Annotated in this window: 17 protein-coding genes and 1 tRNA gene; 9 read left to right on the top strand and 9 right to left on the bottom strand. The window is 65.3% G+C overall.

All coding sequences use genetic code 11. The annotated features are described in order from the left end of the window. Nucleotides 1-120 precede the first annotated feature (120 nt). On the top strand, nucleotides 121-912 hold the full coding sequence (locus tag ACQ4OD_RS24905; RefSeq protein WP_198755564.1) for an energy transducer TonB: 792 nt from the start codon (nucleotides 121-123) through the stop codon (nucleotides 910-912). Further along, complete coding sequence (gene rimI, locus ACQ4OD_RS24900) at nucleotides 909-1,364, top strand: ribosomal protein S18-alanine N-acetyltransferase (protein ID WP_046857177.1); 456 nt, start codon at nucleotides 909-911, stop codon at nucleotides 1,362-1,364. The genes ACQ4OD_RS24905 and rimI overlap by 4 nt, the downstream gene beginning before the upstream one ends. A 152-nt stretch (nucleotides 1,365-1,516) precedes the next feature. Here the strand turns inward: rimI and ACQ4OD_RS24895 are convergent, their stop codons facing one another. Next, nucleotides 1,517-2,680, bottom strand: coding sequence for a hypothetical protein (locus ACQ4OD_RS24895; RefSeq protein WP_430945110.1), 1,164 nt, complete (start codon nucleotides 2,678-2,680; stop codon nucleotides 1,517-1,519). Between the two features lie 65 nt (nucleotides 2,681-2,745). Between ACQ4OD_RS24895 and ACQ4OD_RS24890 the strand changes: the two genes are divergently transcribed. Beyond that, nucleotides 2,746-3,330 (top strand): D-Ala-D-Ala carboxypeptidase family metallohydrolase, encoded by a 585-nt coding sequence (locus ACQ4OD_RS24890; RefSeq protein ID WP_430945109.1) that lies wholly within the window; start codon nucleotides 2,746-2,748, stop codon nucleotides 3,328-3,330. On the opposite strand, the gene ACQ4OD_RS24885 is transcribed toward ACQ4OD_RS24890, so the two are convergent. Continuing rightward, entirely contained in the window at nucleotides 3,270-4,175 is a 906-nt protein-coding gene (locus ACQ4OD_RS24885) for a LysR substrate-binding domain-containing protein (protein ID WP_430945108.1), read from the bottom strand. The genes ACQ4OD_RS24890 and ACQ4OD_RS24885 overlap by 61 nt on opposite strands. A gap of 218 nt (nucleotides 4,176-4,393) precedes the next feature. Between ACQ4OD_RS24885 and ACQ4OD_RS24880 the strand changes: the two genes are divergently transcribed. After that, nucleotides 4,394-5,008 (top strand): LysE family translocator, encoded by a 615-nt coding sequence (locus ACQ4OD_RS24880; RefSeq protein ID WP_198755556.1) that lies wholly within the window; start codon nucleotides 4,394-4,396, stop codon nucleotides 5,006-5,008. A gap of 54 nt (nucleotides 5,009-5,062) precedes the next feature. Here the strand turns inward: ACQ4OD_RS24880 and ACQ4OD_RS24875 are convergent. Together ACQ4OD_RS24875 and ACQ4OD_RS24870 are read right to left on the bottom strand one after the other, a co-directional pair. Continuing rightward, a tRNA-Met gene (locus tag ACQ4OD_RS24875) sits at nucleotides 5,063-5,139 on the bottom strand. A 95-nt stretch (nucleotides 5,140-5,234) separates the two neighbouring features. Further along, the gene (locus ACQ4OD_RS24870; RefSeq protein WP_198755565.1) at nucleotides 5,235-6,158 is read right to left on the bottom strand and encodes a FecR family protein; all 924 of its coding nucleotides are present in this window, start codon (nucleotides 6,156-6,158) and stop codon (nucleotides 5,235-5,237) included. Between the two features lie 201 nt (nucleotides 6,159-6,359). On the opposite strand from ACQ4OD_RS24870, the gene ACQ4OD_RS24865 reads away from it, so the two are divergent. Next, nucleotides 6,360-7,574, top strand: coding sequence for an MFS transporter (locus tag ACQ4OD_RS24865; protein WP_258701143.1), 1,215 nt, complete (start codon nucleotides 6,360-6,362; stop codon nucleotides 7,572-7,574). Between the two features lie 97 nt (nucleotides 7,575-7,671). Here the strand turns inward: ACQ4OD_RS24865 and ACQ4OD_RS24860 are convergent, their stop codons facing one another. Beyond that, the gene (locus tag ACQ4OD_RS24860) at nucleotides 7,672-7,935 is read right to left on the bottom strand and encodes a DUF3077 domain-containing protein (RefSeq protein ID WP_102683851.1); all 264 of its coding nucleotides are present in this window, start codon (nucleotides 7,933-7,935) and stop codon (nucleotides 7,672-7,674) included. Nucleotides 7,936-7,962: 27 nt separating this feature from the next. After that, a complete protein-coding gene (locus ACQ4OD_RS24855; RefSeq protein ID WP_430945107.1) occupies nucleotides 7,963-8,205 on the bottom strand; it encodes a hypothetical protein in 243 nt (80 codons plus the stop codon). Between the two features lie 714 nt (nucleotides 8,206-8,919). Here ACQ4OD_RS24855 and ACQ4OD_RS24850 point away from each other — a divergent pair. After that, complete coding sequence (locus ACQ4OD_RS24850) at nucleotides 8,920-10,077, top strand: MFS transporter (protein ID WP_102683849.1); 1,158 nt, start codon at nucleotides 8,920-8,922, stop codon at nucleotides 10,075-10,077. Between the two features lie 22 nt (nucleotides 10,078-10,099). Here the strand turns inward: ACQ4OD_RS24850 and ACQ4OD_RS24845 are convergent, their stop codons facing one another. From ACQ4OD_RS24845 to ACQ4OD_RS24835, 3 genes are all read right to left on the bottom strand, one after another. After that, the gene (locus ACQ4OD_RS24845; RefSeq protein WP_430945106.1) at nucleotides 10,100-12,574 is read right to left on the bottom strand and encodes a TonB-dependent siderophore receptor; all 2,475 of its coding nucleotides are present in this window, start codon (nucleotides 12,572-12,574) and stop codon (nucleotides 10,100-10,102) included. A gap of 96 nt (nucleotides 12,575-12,670) precedes the next feature. Continuing rightward, entirely contained in the window at nucleotides 12,671-13,627 is a 957-nt protein-coding gene (locus ACQ4OD_RS24840) for a FecR domain-containing protein (protein ID WP_430945105.1), read from the bottom strand. Then, on the bottom strand, nucleotides 13,614-14,129 hold the full coding sequence (locus ACQ4OD_RS24835; RefSeq protein ID WP_198755560.1) for a sigma-70 family RNA polymerase sigma factor: 516 nt from the start codon (nucleotides 14,127-14,129) through the stop codon (nucleotides 13,614-13,616). Before ACQ4OD_RS24835 ends, ACQ4OD_RS24840 begins: the two co-directional genes overlap by 14 nt. 168 nt (nucleotides 14,130-14,297) lie before the next feature. Here ACQ4OD_RS24835 and ACQ4OD_RS24830 point away from each other — a divergent pair, with 168 nt between their 5' ends. The 3 genes from ACQ4OD_RS24830 (at nucleotide 14,298) to ACQ4OD_RS24820 (ending at nucleotide 18,555) form a co-directional block, all read left to right on the top strand. Beyond that, nucleotides 14,298-14,924: a DNA-3-methyladenine glycosylase family protein gene (locus tag ACQ4OD_RS24830; RefSeq protein WP_198755561.1), complete on the top strand. Its 627-nt coding sequence runs from the start codon at nucleotides 14,298-14,300 to the stop codon at nucleotides 14,922-14,924. A gap of 115 nt (nucleotides 14,925-15,039) precedes the next feature. Continuing rightward, the gene (gene ada, locus ACQ4OD_RS24825) at nucleotides 15,040-16,098 is read left to right on the top strand and encodes a bifunctional DNA-binding transcriptional regulator/O6-methylguanine-DNA methyltransferase Ada (protein WP_110702544.1); all 1,059 of its coding nucleotides are present in this window, start codon (nucleotides 15,040-15,042) and stop codon (nucleotides 16,096-16,098) included. A gap of 54 nt (nucleotides 16,099-16,152) precedes the next feature. Further along, complete coding sequence (locus tag ACQ4OD_RS24820) at nucleotides 16,153-18,555, top strand: DUF3772 domain-containing protein (protein WP_430945104.1); 2,403 nt, start codon at nucleotides 16,153-16,155, stop codon at nucleotides 18,553-18,555. Nucleotides 18,556-18,560 lie beyond the last annotated feature (5 nt).

Genomic DNA, 18,560 nt, shown 5'->3' with positions numbered 1-18,560 from the left:
GTCCTAAGGCAGGCGTGGGAGCGGCCTTGCCCCGCGATGGCCGACAATCTGTTGCGGCGCATCCAGGTCAACAGCGTTAGAATGCCCGACTGTTTCGACTATCCACCGGATACCCGCGCCTTGCTGATCGAGTCCCGCCGCCGCGCCTACCTGTCCGCCATGCAAGTGGTGCACTGGCTGCCGCGCGCCGAACTGCCGTTCGCCGCGCCGTCGCGGCCAGAGCTGCTGTTACCGGTGGCGCCGGTCGATGAGGTTGACTTCGAGGTGAGACCGGCCGCTCCTGCAGCTGCGCCGAGCGCCACCCCGGCAGCCCCTCAGGCGCGTGCCGAGCGGCCGAAGATCGAGATCCCGCGCCCGGGCAGTGCGCCGAAACCCGCCGCCAAGCCGGTCGAAGCCGAGGCAGAGCCTCCCGCGTCGCGTCCGGCGCCCGTGCCACCACCACGCTTCGCCCTGCAGTTGCTGCGTGCCGGCGACTGCCTGTTGCTGGTGGAGCTGGCCACCGGCCAGCCGTTCCAGAGTCGCGACCCGTCCTACCTGCTGCTCAAGGACATGCTACGCGCCGCCGGCCTGCCGGACGCCCCGCAGATCATTGGCGAGCCAGTACGCTGGCCGTTGCTGATGCGCGGCAACATGGACCAGGGCCCGGACGCCGCCCGGGACTTTGTCCAGGGCTTTATCGCCGCGCGCCTGGAAGAGGCGCCGTGCGCCTGCCTGTGGCTGATCGGCCTGCCGGCCATTCGCTTCGCCGGCCAGGCCGACGACGAAGCCTATTACCGAGAACTCAAGGTCGACCTGCTCGGCGATGCCTGGGCCTTGCCCGGCCTTGAACTGTTGATGGACGAGCCGCAGCGCAAGGCGGACGTCTGGAAAGCCATGCGCCAGCTGATGGCGCGCTGGAAATGTGTTGAATGAGTGACTCGATCAGTTTCCGCCCGGCGACCGAGGCGGATCTGGATACCCTGCTGAAGATCGAATATGCCGCCTTCAGCCATCCCTGGACCCGCGGCATCTTTCAAGATGCACTGAAGTCCTACGAAGTGTGGCTGATGTTCGACGGCCAGCAGCAGGTCGGTCACGGCGTGATCAACGTGATCATCGATGAGGCGCACCTGCTCAACATTACCGTCAAGCCGGAAAACCAGGGCTGTGGCCTGGGCCTGCGCCTGCTCGAACACCTGATGGCGCGGGCCTACCAGCTCAATGGTCGCGAGTGTTTTCTGGAAGTGCGCGCCAGCAACCAGTCGGCGTATCGCTTGTACGAGCGCTATGGCTTCAATGAAGTCGGTCGGCGCCGTGACTACTATCCGATGGCGGGTGGGCGGGAAGATGCGCTGGTGATGGCCTGTACGCTGCTCGAAGATTGATTTCGCGAGCTGTCTTGTAGTGGGGCCGCTACGCGCCCATCGCTGGCAAGCCAGCTCCCACAGCGATGGCACTTGGCTTGAAGGCGGCGCGGTCGGGGTGGGAGCCGGCTTGCCGGCGATAGGGCCGCATCGCGGCCCCTTGTGCAAGTAACTCAGATCTCTGGGTGTAGCACTTCGACCGGTTTACGCAGTTCGCGCAAGCTGCGCGTCACCGTCCCGGTATTGCACTTGGCCGCCGCCTGCTCCGGGGTCATCTCGCGAATGGTGCGGTAGAACAGTTCGCAGGTCTGCTTCTTCTGGGTGACCTGCCACTTGCTGGTGCAGGCATCCAGGGTGAGTTTGGCATCGGCCTGGGGGTTGCGCCCCATGCCGGCCTGCCAGCAGGCTGCGGAGAGGTCCTGGCCCATCATCTTCAAACCGGCCGCGTCGGCCTTGTCCTGGTCGCCGTCGTAGCTTTTCGGGTCGGCGGCGTACCAGATCGCGCTCGGGTGGTTGGCGCCGAGCACGGGCACCTTGGCGCTGTTGGCCTCGGGGCTGATGCTCACCAGGCCGAGCACGTTGACCTTCGGCCCATACTGCTGCTGGATCCAGGCCCGTACCGGCGCGCCGAACGCGACCATCGGCAAGGCGCCTTTGCCGTCGTGGGTCAGGGCCACTTCCTTGACCATGCGCACCTGGTAGTCGTTGAAGTAGCTGTAGACCCCTTCCAGGTCCTTTCCGGCGCTGGCCGGCGCGGCGATCGGGGCGATGTCGACGATGGTCTGGTAGGCCGGGGTCTGGGTAGCCTCGATACCATTGAAGGTCAGAAGCTCCGCCCAGCGGTCGGTGGTGTTGGACTTGAGGTAGTCCTGGTAGCGGGTCAGCGAATAGTCCGGCGGGAAGTGCAGCAACTCGATGCTGCGGCGGTTCTCCAGGGCCATGCCCAGGGGCAGGAACAGGTACCAGCTATAGTCCCAGCCGCCTTTCTGGTTGAGGCGGGCGGCTCCCTGGTAGGCCAGCTCGCCGCTGTCGAGCAGCTTGCGCAGGGGTTCGGCGTAGCTCGCCGGTACCTCGGTGATGCTGGCGTGCAGCTTGTCGTTGTCGCGGTTCACCGTGACCTTGGCATTGGCATAGCCGTCGCGCTGCACGCTCTGGGTGAGGTAGTGCTCGACGGTCTGTTCGAGTGTCCAGTCGCGGTAGCAGATCACGTTGCAGTTGTTGGGGTAGGCGAACAGCCGGGTGACCCGCTGGGCATCGCCCAGATCAATCTGCGCGTCGGCCATGGCCAGGCCGCTGAAGGCGAGGGCGGCCAGGCCCGATACAGCAATCTTGTGCATGCTTAACTCCTTGTCAGTGGCCGCCAGGACGGCGGACTGCCCATGGTGGATGAAGAGGTGGGGGAATGAAAAGCGCCAGGATATGGCTATTGGCTAGCGCGCTGGTCGGGCTGGGTACGGTCCAGGCCGATGAACGTGATGTGTGGATGTTCGCCCAGTGGGCCGGGGACCACGAGAACCGCCGGTTTCGTGAAATGCTGGTGGACGCCCGGCTGTATGGCGTGGTGCCGATCCATCAGTTGCTGCGCTCGGCCTCGGACTGGCGCCTGTGCCAGGCTTCACCCTTTGCGGTGCCGCCGGCGAGCCATTGGCCGGCGGTGCGCTCGACGCTGGCCTTGATCCAGACCCTGGACCAGCAGGGTGTCCTGCGTCAGTTCGAAGTGGTGTCGGCCTACCGCGATCCCCGGCTCAATCCCTGTGCCGGCGGCGCGCCGAGCAGCGCGCATATGCGCGCCTTCGCCGTCGACCTGCTGCTGCCGCCCTGGGCCGACCCGAACCCGCTGTGTCGTTTCTGGCAGCAGCACGGCCGTGCCTGGAACATGGGGCTTGGCCGTTACCCCTCGGGGCGCATCCATATCGACACGGCCGGCTATCGCACCTGGGGCGGCGATGGCGGGGCCGGTTCGTCGTTCTGCAGCAAGCCCAGGTGAGCGAGGCAGATACGGCATTCTTGACCGACCCACTGGGCGAAGCGCTGGCGCTTGCTGCCGTCGTCCAGTGGTAGCGGGCTGAGCAGGTGATAGCTGGAGCCGTCGCGCAAAAAGCCGAAAGGGGCCTCCATCTGGCCGTTGTTCAGCTCATCGCACACCATCAGTGCCGAGGCGATGGCCATCCCCATGCCGGCGCTGGCGGCCTGCAGCGACAGGTAGAAGTGCTCGAAGTCGCTGCGTGTCCTGTGCGGGAGGTGCTGGCCGCTCAGGCGCAGCCACGTCGCCCAGGCATCTGGGCGAGTGCTGCTATGGAGCAGGCGTTGGCTGTTGAGGTCTGGCCTTGCTACCGGCCCGATCCATTCATCGCAGATTTTCAGGCTGTGCAGCTGACGATCCCAGTGGAAGTCGTCCCGGCGCAGTGCCAGGTCGATGCCGCCACGGGCGAAGTCCACCGGCCCACCGGCCGCCACCAGATGCAGTTGCAGGTCGGGGTGTGCGGCGTGAAAGCGCGGCAGGCGCGGGATCAGCCAGCGCATGGCGATGGTCGGCTCGCAGGAGACCACCAGTACGTTGTCTTCAGGCTGCTGTTGCAGGCGCTGCACGGCGCCTTCCAATTGCTCGAAGATCGATTGGGTGGTGCTGTGTAGCTCGCGACCGGCGGGGGTGAGAAAGATTGCCCGGTTGCGCCGTTCGAACAGTGCCACGCCGAGGCTTTCTTCGAGCAGGCGCACTTGGCGGCTGACGGCGCCGTGGGTGACATGCAGGTGCTCGGCGGCGCGCACGAAGCTTTCAGTGCGGGCGGCGATGTCGAAGTAGCGAAAGGCGGTAAGGGGAGGCAGTTTCATGTGCTGGCCTGTTCTGGCTTTATCGCGGGGCAAGCCCGCTCCCGCGAGTGCAGCGTGAAGCACGCGTGGGAGCGGGCTTGCCCCGCGATAGGCCAGTCGATTCAATGCAGATAGGTGAGTAAAACTAGCAGATTAGCCAGACTATAAATCGATTTTTACTCGTTCCAGGTAACAGGATAATCCCATCTTCCGTGAATTTTCATCGAGGATCCCTGTTTGTGAACGAACTCATCGCCGTTGCCCTGTTCACCATCCTGGCCGTCATCAGCCCTGGTGCCGACTTCGCCATGGTTACCCGCAGCAGTTACGCGCAAGGCCGCAAGGCCGGTCTCGCCGCTGCGGCGGGCATCGCCCTGGGTGTGCAGGTGCATGTGCTGTACACGGTGCTCGGCATTGCCGTGATCATCAGCCAAACCCCCACACTGTTCCTGGCCATGAAGGTGGTAGGGGCGGGCTACCTGCTCTACCTGGGCTACAAGTCGCTGACCAATACCACGCGCATTGAGCTAGACGGCCTGTCGCAAGGTGCGTCCAGCGTGGCGAGCGCGTTGCGCACGGGCTTTCTGACCAATGCCTTGAACCCCAAGACCATGCTGTTCGTGGTCAGCGCCTATACCCAGGTAGTGCGGCCGGGCAGCCCGCTGGCGCTGGACTTCGCCTATGGTGCGTTCATGTCGTTCGCCCATTGGGCCTGGTTCAGCCTGGTGGCGGTGTTCTTCTCCAGTGCGCGATTGCGTGCGGCGATGATCGAGCGTCAGCGCACGGTTGACCGGGTAATCGGGGTGGCCTTGATCGGCCTGGGGCTGGCCGTGGTGGTGGCGGGAGTGAAGTAACGTTTTCGCGGGCAAAGAAAAAGGGCTTATCTTTCGATAAGCCCTTTTAGAAGGTGGTGGCTACACAGGGACTTGAACCCCGGACCCCAGCATTATGAATGCTATGCTCTAACCAACTGAGCTATGTAGCCAACTTGGCGCGCATTATTAGCTCGAATCGCGATCCTGTCAACAACGTTTTAAAAAAATTTTCCAACCTTTCAAACGCTTAGCCGAGAAGGGCGCTTCAGCGCACGATCAGCCAGTGGCCAAACAGGTTGTGCAGGCGCAATTGCTGATCGGCGGCCAGGCGCTCGAGGCTCTGCGCCGGGTGGTCGAGGTCGAAATCACCGCTGACCCGCTGGTAGGCCGTTGGCTCGTTCATCATCCAGACACGCTGGCCACGGTAGTTGGCCAGGCGCTCCAATATTTCGCCCAGCGGCAGGTTCCGGGCCTTCAACTGACCGTTGCGCCAGGCATCGACCAGCTTGGCGTCGATCTTCTCGACGGAATTGATGCGGGATTCACTGAACGTCACCCGTTCACCAGCGCTGACCATGCGCTGGTCACCGCCCTGCAGGACCGCGGCCTTGCCGCTGAGCACCACCAGTTCGTCGTACTCGGCATGGCGGGCGATCTGCAGGCGAGTGCCGAACACCTGGATCCGGGTGTCATCGACCTGCACCTCCATGGCCCGGCCATCGAGCCTCACCTCCAGGTAGACCTGGCCCTGCACCAGGTGCAGTTGGCGGGTGCGGCCACGCAGGTCGACATTCATCGCGCTGGCGCTGTCCAGGTGCAGGGTCGAGCCGTCGGCCAGGCGCACGCTGCGGCGTTCGCCGCTGTCGGTGTGCAATTCGCTGCCCAGACGCTGCATCAGCGGCCAGTAAATCCAGGCGAGTGCCGCCACCAGCATCAGGAACAGCAGCGCCAGGCACAGCCCGGCACGGCTGCGGCGCACCTTGGCGACCCGTGGTCGTGGCCGGGCTGCCGGCACCTGCAACTGCTGCCAGTAAGCTTCGAGCTGGGCATACGCCCTGGCGTTGAGCGGGTCCTGGCACCAGCTGGCGAACGCCTGGCGCAGGGCCTCGTCACAGCCGGGTTGGCGCAGGCGCGAGAACCAGTCCAGGGCTTCCTGCTCGGGGTCGGGCGTGGGCTGCAAGGCGGGCATCGGGCTCATGGGATCGGTCTGCTCGCAGAGGGCGGGCGGTTTCGCCCAGCGTTCACAGGGAAGAGGAGAAAGGATGCTAAATATATTGAGAATTATTTACAAGTGCGTGTCGGATGGAAGGCTCGCGCAAATAAAAAGGTAGCTTCGTATCTATTTGTTTCACGATAATCGGATCCCAACCCGCAGACGGACATCCAGCCCATGGCCATCAGCAGCACACCGACTTCCAGCGCGAGTAGCCCGGCAAACCCGGCCACGCCGCTGGTGATGAGCATCATTGGTTTCTGCGCCCTGGCGCACCTGATCAACGACCTGATCCAGGCGGTTCTGCCGGCGATCTACCCGATGCTCAAGGCCAACTACAACCTGAGCTTCGCCCAGATCGGCCTGATAACCCTGACCTTCCAGATCACTGCGTCGCTGCTACAGCCGTGGGTAGGCTTCTTCACCGACAAGCGGCCCACGCCGAACCTGTTGCCGCTGGGCACCCTGTGCACCCTGGTGGGCATCGTGATGCTGGCCTTCGTTGGCAGTTTCCCGATGATCCTGCTGGCCTCGGCGCTGGTGGGCATCGGCTCCTCGACCTTCCACCCGGAGACTTCGCGCATTGCCCGGCTGGCCTCGGGCGGGCGCTTCGGCCTGGCCCAGTCGAGCTTCCAGGTTGGCGGCAACGCCGGCTCCGCCCTTGGCCCGCTGCTGGCGGCGGCAATCGTCATTCCCTTCGGCCAGACCCACGTGGCCTGGTTCGGCGTGGCCGGGCTGTTCTTCTTCGCCGTGACCCTGATGCTGCGCCGCTGGTACAAGGAGCACCTGAACCAGGCCAAGGCGCGCAAGGCGGTGCAGGCCACCCACGGCATCTCGCGCCAGCGGGTGATGATGGCCTTGGTGGTGCTGGGCCTGCTGGTGTTTTCCAAGTACTTCTACATGGCCAGCTTCACCAGTTACTTCACCTTCTACCTGATCGAGAAGTTCCAGCTGTCGGTGGCCAGTTCGCAGCTGCACCTGTTCCTGTTCCTTGGCGCGGTGGCGGCGGGCACCTTCTTTGGTGGGCCCATCGGCGACCGCATCGGGCGCAAGGCGGTGATCTGGTTTTCGATACTCGGCGTGGCACCGTTCACCCTGGCGCTGCCCTATGCCGACCTGTTCTGGACCACCGTGCTCAGCGTGGTGATCGGCTTCGTCCTGGCTTCGGCATTCTCGGCCATCGTGGTGTATGCCCAGGAGCTGGTGCCGGGCAATGTGGGGATGATCGCCGGGATCTTCTTCGGGCTGATGTTCGGGTTTGGTGGGATCGGCGCGGCGCTGCTGGGGTATGTGGCCGACCTGCGTGGGATCGAGTATGTGTACGGGGTTTGCTCGTTCCTGCCATTGTTCGGGTTGCTGGCGGTGTTCTTGCCTTCCACCGGCAAGCGCTGAGAGGGTAGGGGCGCTGTGCGCCCCTTTCGCCGCCGCGACAAGCCGGCGCCCGGGCGTTTGCGCTCAGGCGTCTTGCCTGCGCGATGCTTTTGAGGTGTCAGCGCTTCATGCCTAGCTCGGCATCATCCATCAGCGCCTTGGCCAGCGCGCTCAGGTAATACGACGCCCAGAGCAGCTGGGGCTTTTCTTCCATGATCCCGGTGATGGTCAGGTCGCGCACGCAGCCCATCAACTCCGAGGCCTGATCGCGGGCGTGCTGGCAAGGGATGCCGGGTTCGATGCAGAACAGCGGTTCGGTCATGCCTTCGCCCTGGTAGAACTTGGTCTTGCCGACGGTGGTGTGGATGTCGTCTGTGGTCATGGTTGTTCTCCCTGGAATGGTCGGTGCCTAATGCAGCGTCGGCGCCTGTGCCGGCATCTGCACCTGGATCAATGCCGCTTCGAGCAACACACGCAGCGACTCCATTTCATGCATCGACGCCATCATCAACACGGCGGCCGGCGACCTGGGCTTGAGCTGCACGGCATGATGGGCCACGGTCAACGCGCACAGGGCGAACTCGGTGGCCTGGATGAGGGTGTCTTCGAGGGAATGAGGGGTGTGGGGTGGATCTGGAACGATCTTAAGCATGGTCAAGGTCCTGTTCGTGGATAGGGACCACCACCGGTTGCTGTCAAACAAGAAGGTGGCAGCTGTACATGGGTTGACAGACCGGTGAACAAGACCAGAAACCGGCGCACACGAGGTGCCCCACGCACAGCCGCCATAAAGCAGCGCCATGCGGTTTGTTCAGAGCGGCCTGTCAAAGCCGGTCGCTGATTTTGCAGCGACCGCCCGAGACTAGAGGCCAACCCAGAGCACCGCAATGGCTTGAAAGGGCTTGGGAGTATGTTTGGGAAATGGACTACAGGGAATGGGGAAAGTCTTAAAAAATCGGCACTTCTCCGCTTACGACTTTCAGCGGTCGTTGTAGCGCGGCGGCGTCCACAGAGAGGGCGAAGCCACTGTGGCGATTGACGGTCCGGATCACCTTGGCCTAGAGTGCCGCCTCCTCAATACCTGCGTAGCCGATGCAATGCGCCGTACCCGTAGTCTTCGCCCACACCGCCAGCCTGTCGCCCCGACAGCGCGCCGCGCGTGGCCGAGCGACACGGTGCTCAAGCGTCGACGCAGCGTGCTGTTTGCCTTCACCTTCTCGCCACACCTTGCCCTGAACTGATCCGCGCCCCTGCGTAGCGCGCCTTCCCGGCGTGACGGCGGGCGTCTGCGTTCGAACATCTTTCAGCGGATTTTCCAGTCGGCCAGGGCCTGAGCCCCTGCGCGCCGGCTTGCAAGGAGTGGTACATGAACATGCGTTTGCTGGCGGGCCTGTTGTTCGCCGTGTCGGTGGTCGGTTTCAGCCTCGGGGCGAGCCTGCCGCTGGTGTCGTTGCGCTTGCACGAGGCCGGGGCGGGAACCCTGGAGATCGGCATCATCTCGGCGATCCCGGCGGCCGGCATGATGCTCTCGGCGTTCATGGTCGATGCCTGCTGCAAGTACCTGACCCGCCGCGTCATCTACCTGCTCAGCTTCAGCCTGTGCACCCTGAGCATCGCCTTGCTCGAGTGGGCCTTCGACTCGATGCTGTGGTTGGCGCTGCTGCGCCTTGGGCTGGGCATCGGCATGGGCATCGCGATCATCCTTGGCGAGTCGTGGGTCAACGAGCTGTGCCCGGAGCACAACCGCGGCAAGATCATGGCGCTGTATGCCACCAGCTTCACCGGCTTCCAGGTGCTTGGCCCGGCGTTGCTTGCGCTGTTGGGCGCCAATAGCCCATGGCTGACCGGCGTGGTCACCCTCTGCTATGGCCTGGCCTTGCTGTGCATCCTGTTCACCGTGCCCAACGATCATGTCGAGCATGAGGAAGACGCCAAGAGCTTCGGCCTGGCCGGTTTCTTCCGTGTGGCCCCGGCCTTGTGCGTGGCGGTGCTGTTCTTCTCGTTCTTCGATGCCGTGGTGCTGTCGCTGCTGCCGGTGTACGCCACCAGCCATGGTTTCGCCGTGGGCGTGGCGGCGCTGATGGTGACCGTGGTGTTCGCCGGCGACATGCTCTTCCAGTTGCCGCTGGGCTGGCTCGCCGACCGGGTCGAGCGTACCGGGCTGCACCTGGTGTGCGGGCTAGTGGCGATGAGTATCGGTATCGCCTTGCCGTGGCTGCTGCAGATGACCTGGCTGCTATGGCCGCTACTGGTGGTGCTCGGCGCGGTGGCGGGGGGCATCTATACCTTGGCGCTGGTACTGATCGGGCAGCGCTTCAAAGGCCAGGACCTGGTCACGGCGAACGCCAGCGTCGGCTTGCTGTGGGGCGTCGGCAGCCTGGTCGGGCCGCTGGTCAGCGGCGCGGCGATGGACGTGGCGCCCCATGGCCTGCCCATGGCGCTGGCGCTGATGGCGGGGCTGTTCGTGTGCTTCGCCCGCCAGGCCTATCGCCGGGCGGGCAAGCTTCAGGCGGTGGCGGACTGATCCCCAGCCATCGAACGGCAGCTCAGAACGTTCCGCGCAAGGTCACCGACACATTGCGCGGGTCGCCCCAGTAGTACCCGGTCGGCGTTGGCGCCACCTGGCGGTAGTACTTCTTGTCGAACAGGTTGTTGGCGTTCAACTGCAACGAATAGTTGTCGTTGAAGCGGTAGTTCACCATCGCGTTGTACACCGCATACCCCGACTGCGAAGCTTCGGCTGTGCCGCTGCGGTTGTAGATGGCGCTCTGCGCCTGCACGCCGCCGCCCACGGTCCAGGCCTGCAGCTCACCCGGCAGGCGATAGCTGGTGAACAGACGCAGCATGCGCTTGGGGTCGGTGGTGCGGATCGGGTTGCCGTTGTTGCCGGTGGTGTCCTTTAGGTATTCGGTGGTGTTGTAGGTGTAGCCGCCAGTCATGTTCCAGCCCGGCAGCACTTCGCCGGAAATCTCCAGCTCGAAGCCCTGGCTGCGGTTCTTGCCCGCGGCGACCTTGCAATAGCCGCTGGTGTAGTTGGGCAGGCACGGGTTCGGCCCGCTGAGGTCGTCCAGCGCGTTGCCGACCTGGTAGATGCGGAAGAACGCCAGCGAGGTGTTCAGCCGGCCGTCGTAGAACTCGCCCTTGATTCCGGTCTCGTAGGCTTCGCCGGTGACCGGCTCGAGCACGGAGCCTGCGGCATCGGTGTTGGTCTGCGGGTTGAAGATCTCGGTGTAGCTGGCGTAGGTGCTGAAGTTGTCGTTGAGGTCGTAGATCAGCGCGGCGTAGGGCACGATCTCGTTGTCGACGCTGAACTTGCCGTTGGCCTTGGTGTTGTTTTCCTGCTCGTAGTCGTACCAGTTGGCGCGGGCGCCGATGATTGCGGTGAGCGGATCGGCCAGGGAGATGCGCCAGGTGGCATAGGCGCCTTCCTGGGTGGTGCGGGTGCGTACCGGGTGGGCGGTGATGTCGATGCTCGGGTTGGCCAGGCTGGTCTTCGGGTCCCAGGTGCGGATATCGAACACGCCCGATTGCACATTGTTGGTGGCCGAGGCGTAGGAGTCGTTGCGGATGCGTTCGACGCCCAGCATCAGCTCGTGGCTGCGGCCGAGCAGGTCGAACGGGCCGCTGAGGGTGGCACTGAGGTTGTTCTGCAGGCTCTCGCCGCCGTCGCCTTCGGTGACCTGGTAGCTCATCAGGTAAGGGTTGCGGGTCGGGTTGGCGGTGCCGGTGGCACGGCTGAAGTAGGTCTGCTTGAAACCGTTGTCGTCCAGCTCGAAGTGGGTGCGCTGGGCCATCAGCTTGAGCGTCCAGTCGTTGTCGAAACGGTGTTCGAGCTCGGCGAAGGTCTGCAGGTTGCTGCGGTTCCAGCGGTTCCAGTCGGCGCCCAGGTAGGTGCTGCGGCCGAACGGCAATGGCGAGCCGTCGTAGTCGGCCGGCAGGTTGCCCCAGGCGCCGGTGGCGTCGAGCTGGGTCCACTCCAGGCCAGTGGTCAGGGTGGTGCTGTCGTCGAGATCGAAGGCCATGACCCCGTACAGCACATCCTTGCGCTCCTGGCGCGATTGCTGGAAGTGGTCCTTCTCGTCATGTACGGCGATCACCCGGCCACGCACGTTGCCAGTCTCGGTCAAGGGGCCGGAAAGGTCGGCGACGTAGCGCTGGGCATCCCAGGTGCCGAGGGTGACGCTGCCTTCGCCCTGGAACTCATAGGTGGGGCGCTTGCGCACCAGGTTGACGGTGCCGGAGGGGTTGCCGGCGCCGCGCAGCATGCCGGTTGCGCCGCGCAGGATCTCGGCGCGGTCGAGGATTGCCGAATCGCTCTGGATGAACGAACCACCGCCGCTGCTCTGCACCACGGTGGCGCCGTCGTACTGGATGGCGTCGATCTGATAGCCGCGCGAGTAGTACTGCACCCGCTCACTGTCGGTCAGGTTGACCACCACGCCTGGGGTCTGCTCGAGCAGGTTGGTGAGGTTGGTGATGTTCTGGTCGTCGATCCGCTGGCGGGTGACCACGGTCACCGATTGCGGCGTGTGACGGATGCTCTGCGGCGTCTTGCCGATGGTGACCGCCCCGGTGGTGTAGGAGCCGCTGTGCTCGGTGGTCTCGCCCAGGCGGTTGCTGGAGATGCTGGTGGCGCCTAGTTGCAGGGCATCGCCCACCTCCAGGGCAGGTATCAGCAGGAAGCTTTTGTCGCTTTCCTGCTGGACCTGCACATCGCTGCCCTGCAGCAGGATCTGCAACGCCTGCGCACTGTCATGTCGGTCCTGCACGCCTTGGGTGGTCTTGCCCTGCAGGCTGCCGGCGTCGAACGACAGGTTCAGCCCACCCTGGCGCGCCAGCTGGTCCAGCGCGGCGGCCAACGGGCCGGCCGGGATGTTCCAGTCGCGCTGCTGGCTCTGGCTGGCGGGCGCGGCGACGGCGACTGTCGGCAGCACGCCTGCGCAGGCCATGCCCAGGCCGAGGGCGGCAGCGTGGATGGCATGGCGCAGGGTGGCGTTGCGAGGGGAACACGGGCGAATCATGAAGCGCTCCTGAAGGTTGTCAGACCACTGTTCGGGCTTGTTTTCCTTCAGGCCGGACGAGAATGAGATTCCACCTCATTTATTTTCATCGATTGTTCAGGCGGCGCCGATGCTCACCCAATAGCGTGTGCGGTAGTCGACGCGCACCGGCAGGCTACGGGCGACCAGGAGCAGGACCTGATCGGTGTCGGCCAGCTGGTAGGTGCCGGAAACTTTCAGCCCTGCCACCTCCGGCGCGCAGCGCAACACGCCGGGGCGGTAGCGCGACAGCTCGTCGATGAACTCGCCGAGGGGCATCTGCTGCACGCTCAGCACGCCGTCGGTCCAGCCCCAGGGGTCGCCATGCACGGTGGCGGGCCGATAGTCGCCCTGGGCGAACACCTGCAGCACCTCGCCAGGCTTGACCGAATGCGCGGCGCTGGAGGCGGGGAACAACGTCACCTCGCCTCGGCGCACGGCCAGCAGCAGGCCCTGCTCGTTCTCCCGCAGCAGCAGTTGGCCGCCTTGGGTGCCGAGGGTGCCAACCGGGGTGTCGATGCTGAACGGGCGGTTGTCGTTGACGTTGCTGTCCAGGCTGATTTCGCCACGCAGCAGGGTCAGCCGGCGTTGGTCGGCGCTGTAGCGCAGGTCGATGGCACTGGCGGTGTTCAGGCGGATCAGGCTGCCGTCGCTGCCGAGCAGTTCACGGCGCTCGCCGGTGGCGGTGCGGCTGTCGGCCATCCAGGCCGACAGGCCCAGCGGTTCACGCGCCGCCCAGCCAGCGGCGCCGCCCAAGGCCAATACCGACAGCAGCTTGAGATGGTCGCGCCGGCTCATGCGTCGGCGCTCGGTACCGGCGAGGGTCTGCCGACTCAGCTCGGCTGGCAGGCTGGCCAGTTCGTCACCGAGGCTGCTGACCCGCTGCCAGGCCTGGGCATGCTGCGGGTGGCTGGCCAGCCAGCGCTGGAACTGCTGTTCGGTACGTGGGCCGGGGCTGTCGTAGCGCAGTTTGACCAGCCATTCGATGGCCTGGTCGACCTGGGCCTGGGTCGGTGTCTGGTCAGGCGTCGGCATAGCGCATCCGGTAGCAGACGCCCAGGGCCTTGGCCAGGTCGCGTTCCACGGTGGCCCGGGAAACGTCCAGGTGCTGGGCGATCTGTGCCAGGCTGAGGCCGTCGAGCTGGGCCAGCAGGAAGGCCTGGCGGGCCCGGGGCTTGAGGCGTTGCAGGGCAAGGTCGAGGCGTTCGAGGGCATCGAGGATCAACAGGCGTTGTTCCTCGCTGGGCGCCTCTTGTTCCGGCAGGTTGGCCAGGCTTTCCAGGTAGGCCTTTTCCAAGGCGCGACGGCGGAACTGGTCGATCATCAGGCCACGGGCGATGCTGCTCAGGTAGGCGCGTGGCTCTTTGAGTGGCGAGGCCTGGCGCGCCTTGAGCAGGCGCACGAAGGTGTCCTGGGCCAGGTCCGCGGCGTTCTCCCGGCAACCCACCCGGGCGCCGAGCCAGCCGCGCAGCCAGCGATGATGGGCCTGATAGAGCAGATCGACCTCGGCCGGTTTCAGCGTGTCTTCGATCTGCATCGTCTGGAGAGCCTGCCCGGATAATGTGATTGTTAATAGTTCTCAATTCTATGCGCGGCGCTACTGGCGGATCAATGGTATGCCAGCGATTAGATAAGCAAGATTGAGCGTTTCACCGATGAACGGTTGGGCTAGGCTCGGAGATCCGTATCCATGCGAACGCCGAAGATGATCCTTGCAGACCTTTCCCCGCAGGCCTTTGACCATGCCTCTGCCTGGCTGGCCGGGCAGGATGCGCACTGGGCGCGGCATATTGCCGCCGTCGGGCCCTGCCTGCATCGGGCCACCCCCGGGCGCGAGCCGTACGAGGCGCTGGTGCGGGCCATCGCCTACCAGCAGTTGCATGCGCGGGCGGCCGAGGCGATCCTCGGGCGACTGCTGGCACTGTTCCCGGATGGAGCGTTTCCCTCGCCCAAACAGTTGCTGGCGGTGACGCCGGAGGCGATGCGCGCCTGTGGGCTATCCGCGAGCAAGATCGCCACGGTTCACGGGATTGCCCAGGCGCGTGTGGAGGGTGTGGTGCCCAGCCGGGAAGAGGCGCTGCATATGTCGGATGCCGCACTGGTCGAACGCCTGGTGGCGCTGCGAGGAGTCGGGCGTTGGACGGTGGAGATGCTGTTGATCTATAGCCTGGAGCGATCGGATATCCTGCCGGTGGACGACTTTGGCGTGCGCGAGGGGTATCGGCGCATGAAGGGGCTGGACAAGGCGCCGACGCCCGCGCAGATGCGGGTTTTGGGCGGGGCGTGGAGCCCGTACCGGACCGTGGCGGCCTGGTACCTGTGGCGGGCTTGAAGTGTCATCCGCCTGCACGGCCCTATCGCGGGTTCGTTGAAGATAACGCAAGATTCGGAGTGTTCACTGTCGGCCAAGCCGCCAAGCTCAGCGCATCGAACCAAGGAGAGGCGCCATGAACCACGCCCCGACCACCTACACCACCGACGCTGAACGCTGGCACGCCGTGCAGTCCCGCGACACCGCCGCGACCGGCCATTTCGTCTATGCCGTGCGCACCACCGGCGTCTACTGCCAGCCCGCCTGCAAGTCGCGCCTGGCCAAGCGCGAGAATGTCGAGTTCTTTGCCGACCCCGGCCAGGCCGAGGCAGCTGGCTACCGCGCCTGCAAACGCTGCAAAGCCGCGCAGGGCAGCCGGCGCACCGACCTGGTTGCCCGCGCCTGCCGCCTGATCGAGGCCAGTGAAACCGCGCCCAACCTCGACCAGCTCGGCAGCGAGCTGAACGTCAGCCCCTTCCATCTGCATCGCCTGTTCAAGGCCGAGACCGGCCTGACCCCCAAGGCCTACGCCTCGGCCTTTCGCGCCCAGCGTCTACGCGAGCGCCTGGATGCCGCCGACAGCGTCACCGAGGCCATCTACGACGCGGGTTACAACTCCAACAGCCGCTTCTACGAGAGCGCCGCCGAACGGCTGGGCATGCGCCCGAGGGAGTACCGTGCCGGCGGCCAGGGTGCCACCATCCACTTTGCCGTGGCCCAGTGCTCGCTGGGGGCGATCCTGGTCGCCCAGAGCGAGCGGGGCATTTGCGCGATCCTGCTGGGTGACGAGCCCGAGCCCTTGCTCAAGGACCTGCAGGACAAGTTCCCCAAGGCCCGGCTGATCGGCGGCGATGATACTTTCGAGCGGCTGGTGGCCGAGGTGATCGGCTTTGTCGAGGCGCCGGCGCTGGGCCTGGCGTTGCCCCTGGATGTGCAGGGCACGGCGTTCCAGGAGCGGGTCTGGCAAGCGCTGCGCGAGGTGCCGCCCGGGACCACGGTCAGCTACACCGACATCGCCGAGCGCATCGGCGCGCCCAAGGCGGTGCGGGCGGTGGCACAGGCCTGCGCGGCCAACGCGATCGCCGTGGCGATTCCTTGCCACCGGGTGGTGCGCCGTGACGGCGACCTCAGTGGCTACCGCTGGGGCATCGAGCGCAAGCGTCAGTTGCTGGACCGAGAGACGGCACTCTCCTGAGCGCCCGGACCGAGTAGAATTCACGCCCTGTCGAGTTGCGTAGAGGAACATTCGATGAGGCGTGTCAGCCTTGACCGATTCTGTGCGGGGATTTTCGCCCTGTTGTTATGCCTGGCCGTCCCGGCCTGGGCTGCCCCGGCCACGCCGGCATCGCGCCTGGCCGTGGCCGAGCAGCAAGTGCTGGACGAGAACGCCAGCCTGGAAGAGTTGAGCGAACGACTCGACCAGATCCGCCAGGGCGTCACCAGCAACGCCAATGACGACCTGCTCGCGCAGTTGCGCCAGTCGGCCCTGCAGGTGCAGCGCCAGGCCGATGCGCTGGCCACCCAGCGCACCGCCGACGTGCAGCGCCTGGACGACCAGCTCAACGTGCTCGGCCCGCCCATGGCCGAAGAGGCCGAGAGCCTGACGCGCCAGCGCAAGCAGCTCACTGACGAAAAGAACAAGGTGGTCGCCGAGCAGAAGGACGCCACCACGCTGACCCAGTCGGCCCGTGACCTGTCCACGCAGATCGTCAACCTGCGCCGCAGCCTGTTCAACTCGCAGATCACCAGCCGCGCCGCCAGCCCGTTGAGCCCGGCGTTCTGGTCGAGCCTGATCCGCCCCACCGATGACGACGTGGCGCGCCTGCGCGACCTGCGCGGCGAGGTGTCGGACGCCATGGCCAGCGCCTTCAGCGCCGAACACCGCTGGTTGTTCATCACCGCGCTGGTGGCGGCGGTGCTGGTCTGGACCCTGGTGCGGCGGCTGCTGGAGCGCCTGCTGGCCGATGCCATGATCCGCTGGCTGCCCGAAGGCCGTCTGCGCCGCAGCGCCCTGGCCCTGAGCGTCAGCCTGGCTACGCTGGGCACTATCTCCGGCTCTGTGTCGTTGCTGCGCTGGGGCCTGGAGAGCAGCGCGGAGCTTGGCACCGACCTGGCCAGCCTGACTAACCATATTCTTGCGCTGGTGATCTTCAGTGCCTTCATCTCGGGGCTGGGCCGCGCCATGCTGATGCTGCAGCGCCCGTCCTGGCGCCTGCCGCCGATCGCCGACGAGGTAGCCAGCGCCCTGGGCTGGTTCCCCAAAGTGCTGGCCCTGGCGCTGATGGTGCTGCTGACCCAGGAACGCATCAACAGCGTGATCGGCACCAGCCTGGCGCTGACCCTGGCCACCAATGGCCTGACCGCGCTGGTGGTGTCGCTGCTGTTCGTCGTGGCCCTGCTGCGCTATCGCCGTGCCCATCGCTTGCACGACCTTGAGCGTCCCAAGGGCCTGGCCGGGTTGATCCCGTTCGTGATCGTGGCCTGGGTGGCGGCTATCCTGCTGACCCTGCTCGCCGGCTACCTGACGCTGGCCTACTTCCTCACCGCCAAGCTGCTGTGGGTCAGCGTGGTGGTGACCTGCGCCTACCTGCTGGTGACCGTGTTCGGCGACCTGTGCGAAACCTTGCTGTCGCCGCGGCAGCCAGGTGGCCTGGCGCTGGCCTCGGCGCTCGGCCTGCAGCAACGCCACCAGGCCCAGGCCAGCACGGTGCTGGCTGGCATCGGCCGCACACTGCTGCTGTTCGCCGCCGCGTTGCTGATATTCATGCCATCGGGCACCAGCCCGGGCGAGCTGCTGCTGAGCCTGGCGGACTGGGACGGTACCGGTGGCAAAGTGCTGGGCAACCTGAACATCGTGCCCCAGGACATCTTCCTGGCCGTGGCGATCTTCCTCGGTGGCTGGTTCGCCATTCGCGTGGTCAAGCGCTGGCTGAGCGAACGCCTGCTGCCGGAAACCGACATGGACGCCGGCATGCGCGCCTCGCTGGTGACCTTGGTGGGCTACCTGGGCTTCCTGTTCCTGGCCATGCTGGTGATGTCCACCCTGCACATCAACCTGACCAGCCTGACCTGGGTAGTCAGTGCGCTGTCGGTGGGTATCGGTTTCGGCTTGCAACAGATCGTGCAGAACTTCATCTCCGGCCTGATCCTGCTCACCGAGCGCCCGGTGAAGGTGGGCGACTGGGTGAGCCTGGCGGGTGTCGAGGGTGATATTCGCCGGATCAACGTGCGCGCCACCGAGATCCAGATGTCCGACCGCTCGACGGTGATCGTGCCCAATTCGCAGTTCATCTCGCAGAACGTGCGTAACGTGACCATGGCCAATGCTCTTGGGGTGGTGGGCATCACCCTGACGCTGCCGCTGGAGACCGATCCTGCGAAAGTGCGCGAGGTACTGCTGGCGGCGTACAAGGAGCATGAGTCGATCCTCGACGCGCCGGCCACCTCGGTGACCTTCAAGGATCTGACCAGCAGTGGCATGGTCATCGGGGTGAGCGGCTATGTCGCTTCGCCTCGACAGGTATCGGGCACGCGCAGCGACCTGTTGTTCACTATCCTCGGGCGCTTGCGTGAGGAAGGCATCGCCCTGTCGTCGCCGGCGAGCATGGTGCTGGTGCAGGAGAACGGGCGCCAGGCCGACGAACCGGCATAAGGCCA

Source organism: Pseudomonas sp. WC1, from assembly GCF_050586565.1.
GTDB lineage: Bacteria > Pseudomonadota > Gammaproteobacteria > Pseudomonadales > Pseudomonadaceae > Aquipseudomonas.
This window is presented reverse-complemented; position numbering and strand designations above follow the sequence as displayed.

Excerpts from the sequence above, each read along its gene's own strand:
- ACQ4OD_RS24820 (WP_430945104.1), top strand. The coding sequence starts at position 16,153 with ATGAGGCGTGTCAGCCTTGACCGATTCTGTGCGGGGATTTTCGCCCTG.
- ACQ4OD_RS24840 (WP_430945105.1), bottom strand. The coding sequence starts at position 13,627 with ATGCCGACGCCTGACCAGACACCGACCCAGGCCCAGGTCGACCAGGCC.
- ACQ4OD_RS24890 (WP_430945109.1), top strand. The coding sequence starts at position 2,746 with ATGAAAAGCGCCAGGATATGGCTATTGGCTAGCGCGCTGGTCGGGCTG.
- ACQ4OD_RS24855 (WP_430945107.1), bottom strand. The coding sequence starts at position 8,205 with ATGCTTAAGATCGTTCCAGATCCACCCCACACCCCTCATTCCCTCGAA.
- ACQ4OD_RS24845 (WP_430945106.1), bottom strand. The coding sequence starts at position 12,574 with ATGATTCGCCCGTGTTCCCCTCGCAACGCCACCCTGCGCCATGCCATC.
- ACQ4OD_RS24850 (WP_102683849.1), top strand. The coding sequence starts at position 8,920 with ATGAACATGCGTTTGCTGGCGGGCCTGTTGTTCGCCGTGTCGGTGGTC.
- rimI (WP_046857177.1), top strand. The coding sequence starts at position 909 with ATGAGTGACTCGATCAGTTTCCGCCCGGCGACCGAGGCGGATCTGGAT.
- ACQ4OD_RS24830 (WP_198755561.1), top strand. The coding sequence starts at position 14,298 with ATGATCCTTGCAGACCTTTCCCCGCAGGCCTTTGACCATGCCTCTGCC.
- ACQ4OD_RS24835 (WP_198755560.1), bottom strand. The coding sequence starts at position 14,129 with ATGCAGATCGAAGACACGCTGAAACCGGCCGAGGTCGATCTGCTCTAT.
- ada (WP_110702544.1), top strand. The coding sequence starts at position 15,040 with ATGAACCACGCCCCGACCACCTACACCACCGACGCTGAACGCTGGCAC.
- ACQ4OD_RS24860 (WP_102683851.1), bottom strand. The coding sequence starts at position 7,935 with ATGACCACAGACGACATCCACACCACCGTCGGCAAGACCAAGTTCTAC.
- ACQ4OD_RS24895 (WP_430945110.1), bottom strand. The coding sequence starts at position 2,680 with ATGCACAAGATTGCTGTATCGGGCCTGGCCGCCCTCGCCTTCAGCGGC.
- ACQ4OD_RS24865 (WP_258701143.1), top strand. The coding sequence starts at position 6,360 with ATGGCCATCAGCAGCACACCGACTTCCAGCGCGAGTAGCCCGGCAAAC.
- ACQ4OD_RS24870 (WP_198755565.1), bottom strand. The coding sequence starts at position 6,158 with ATGCCCGCCTTGCAGCCCACGCCCGACCCCGAGCAGGAAGCCCTGGAC.
- ACQ4OD_RS24885 (WP_430945108.1), bottom strand. The coding sequence starts at position 4,175 with ATGAAACTGCCTCCCCTTACCGCCTTTCGCTACTTCGACATCGCCGCC.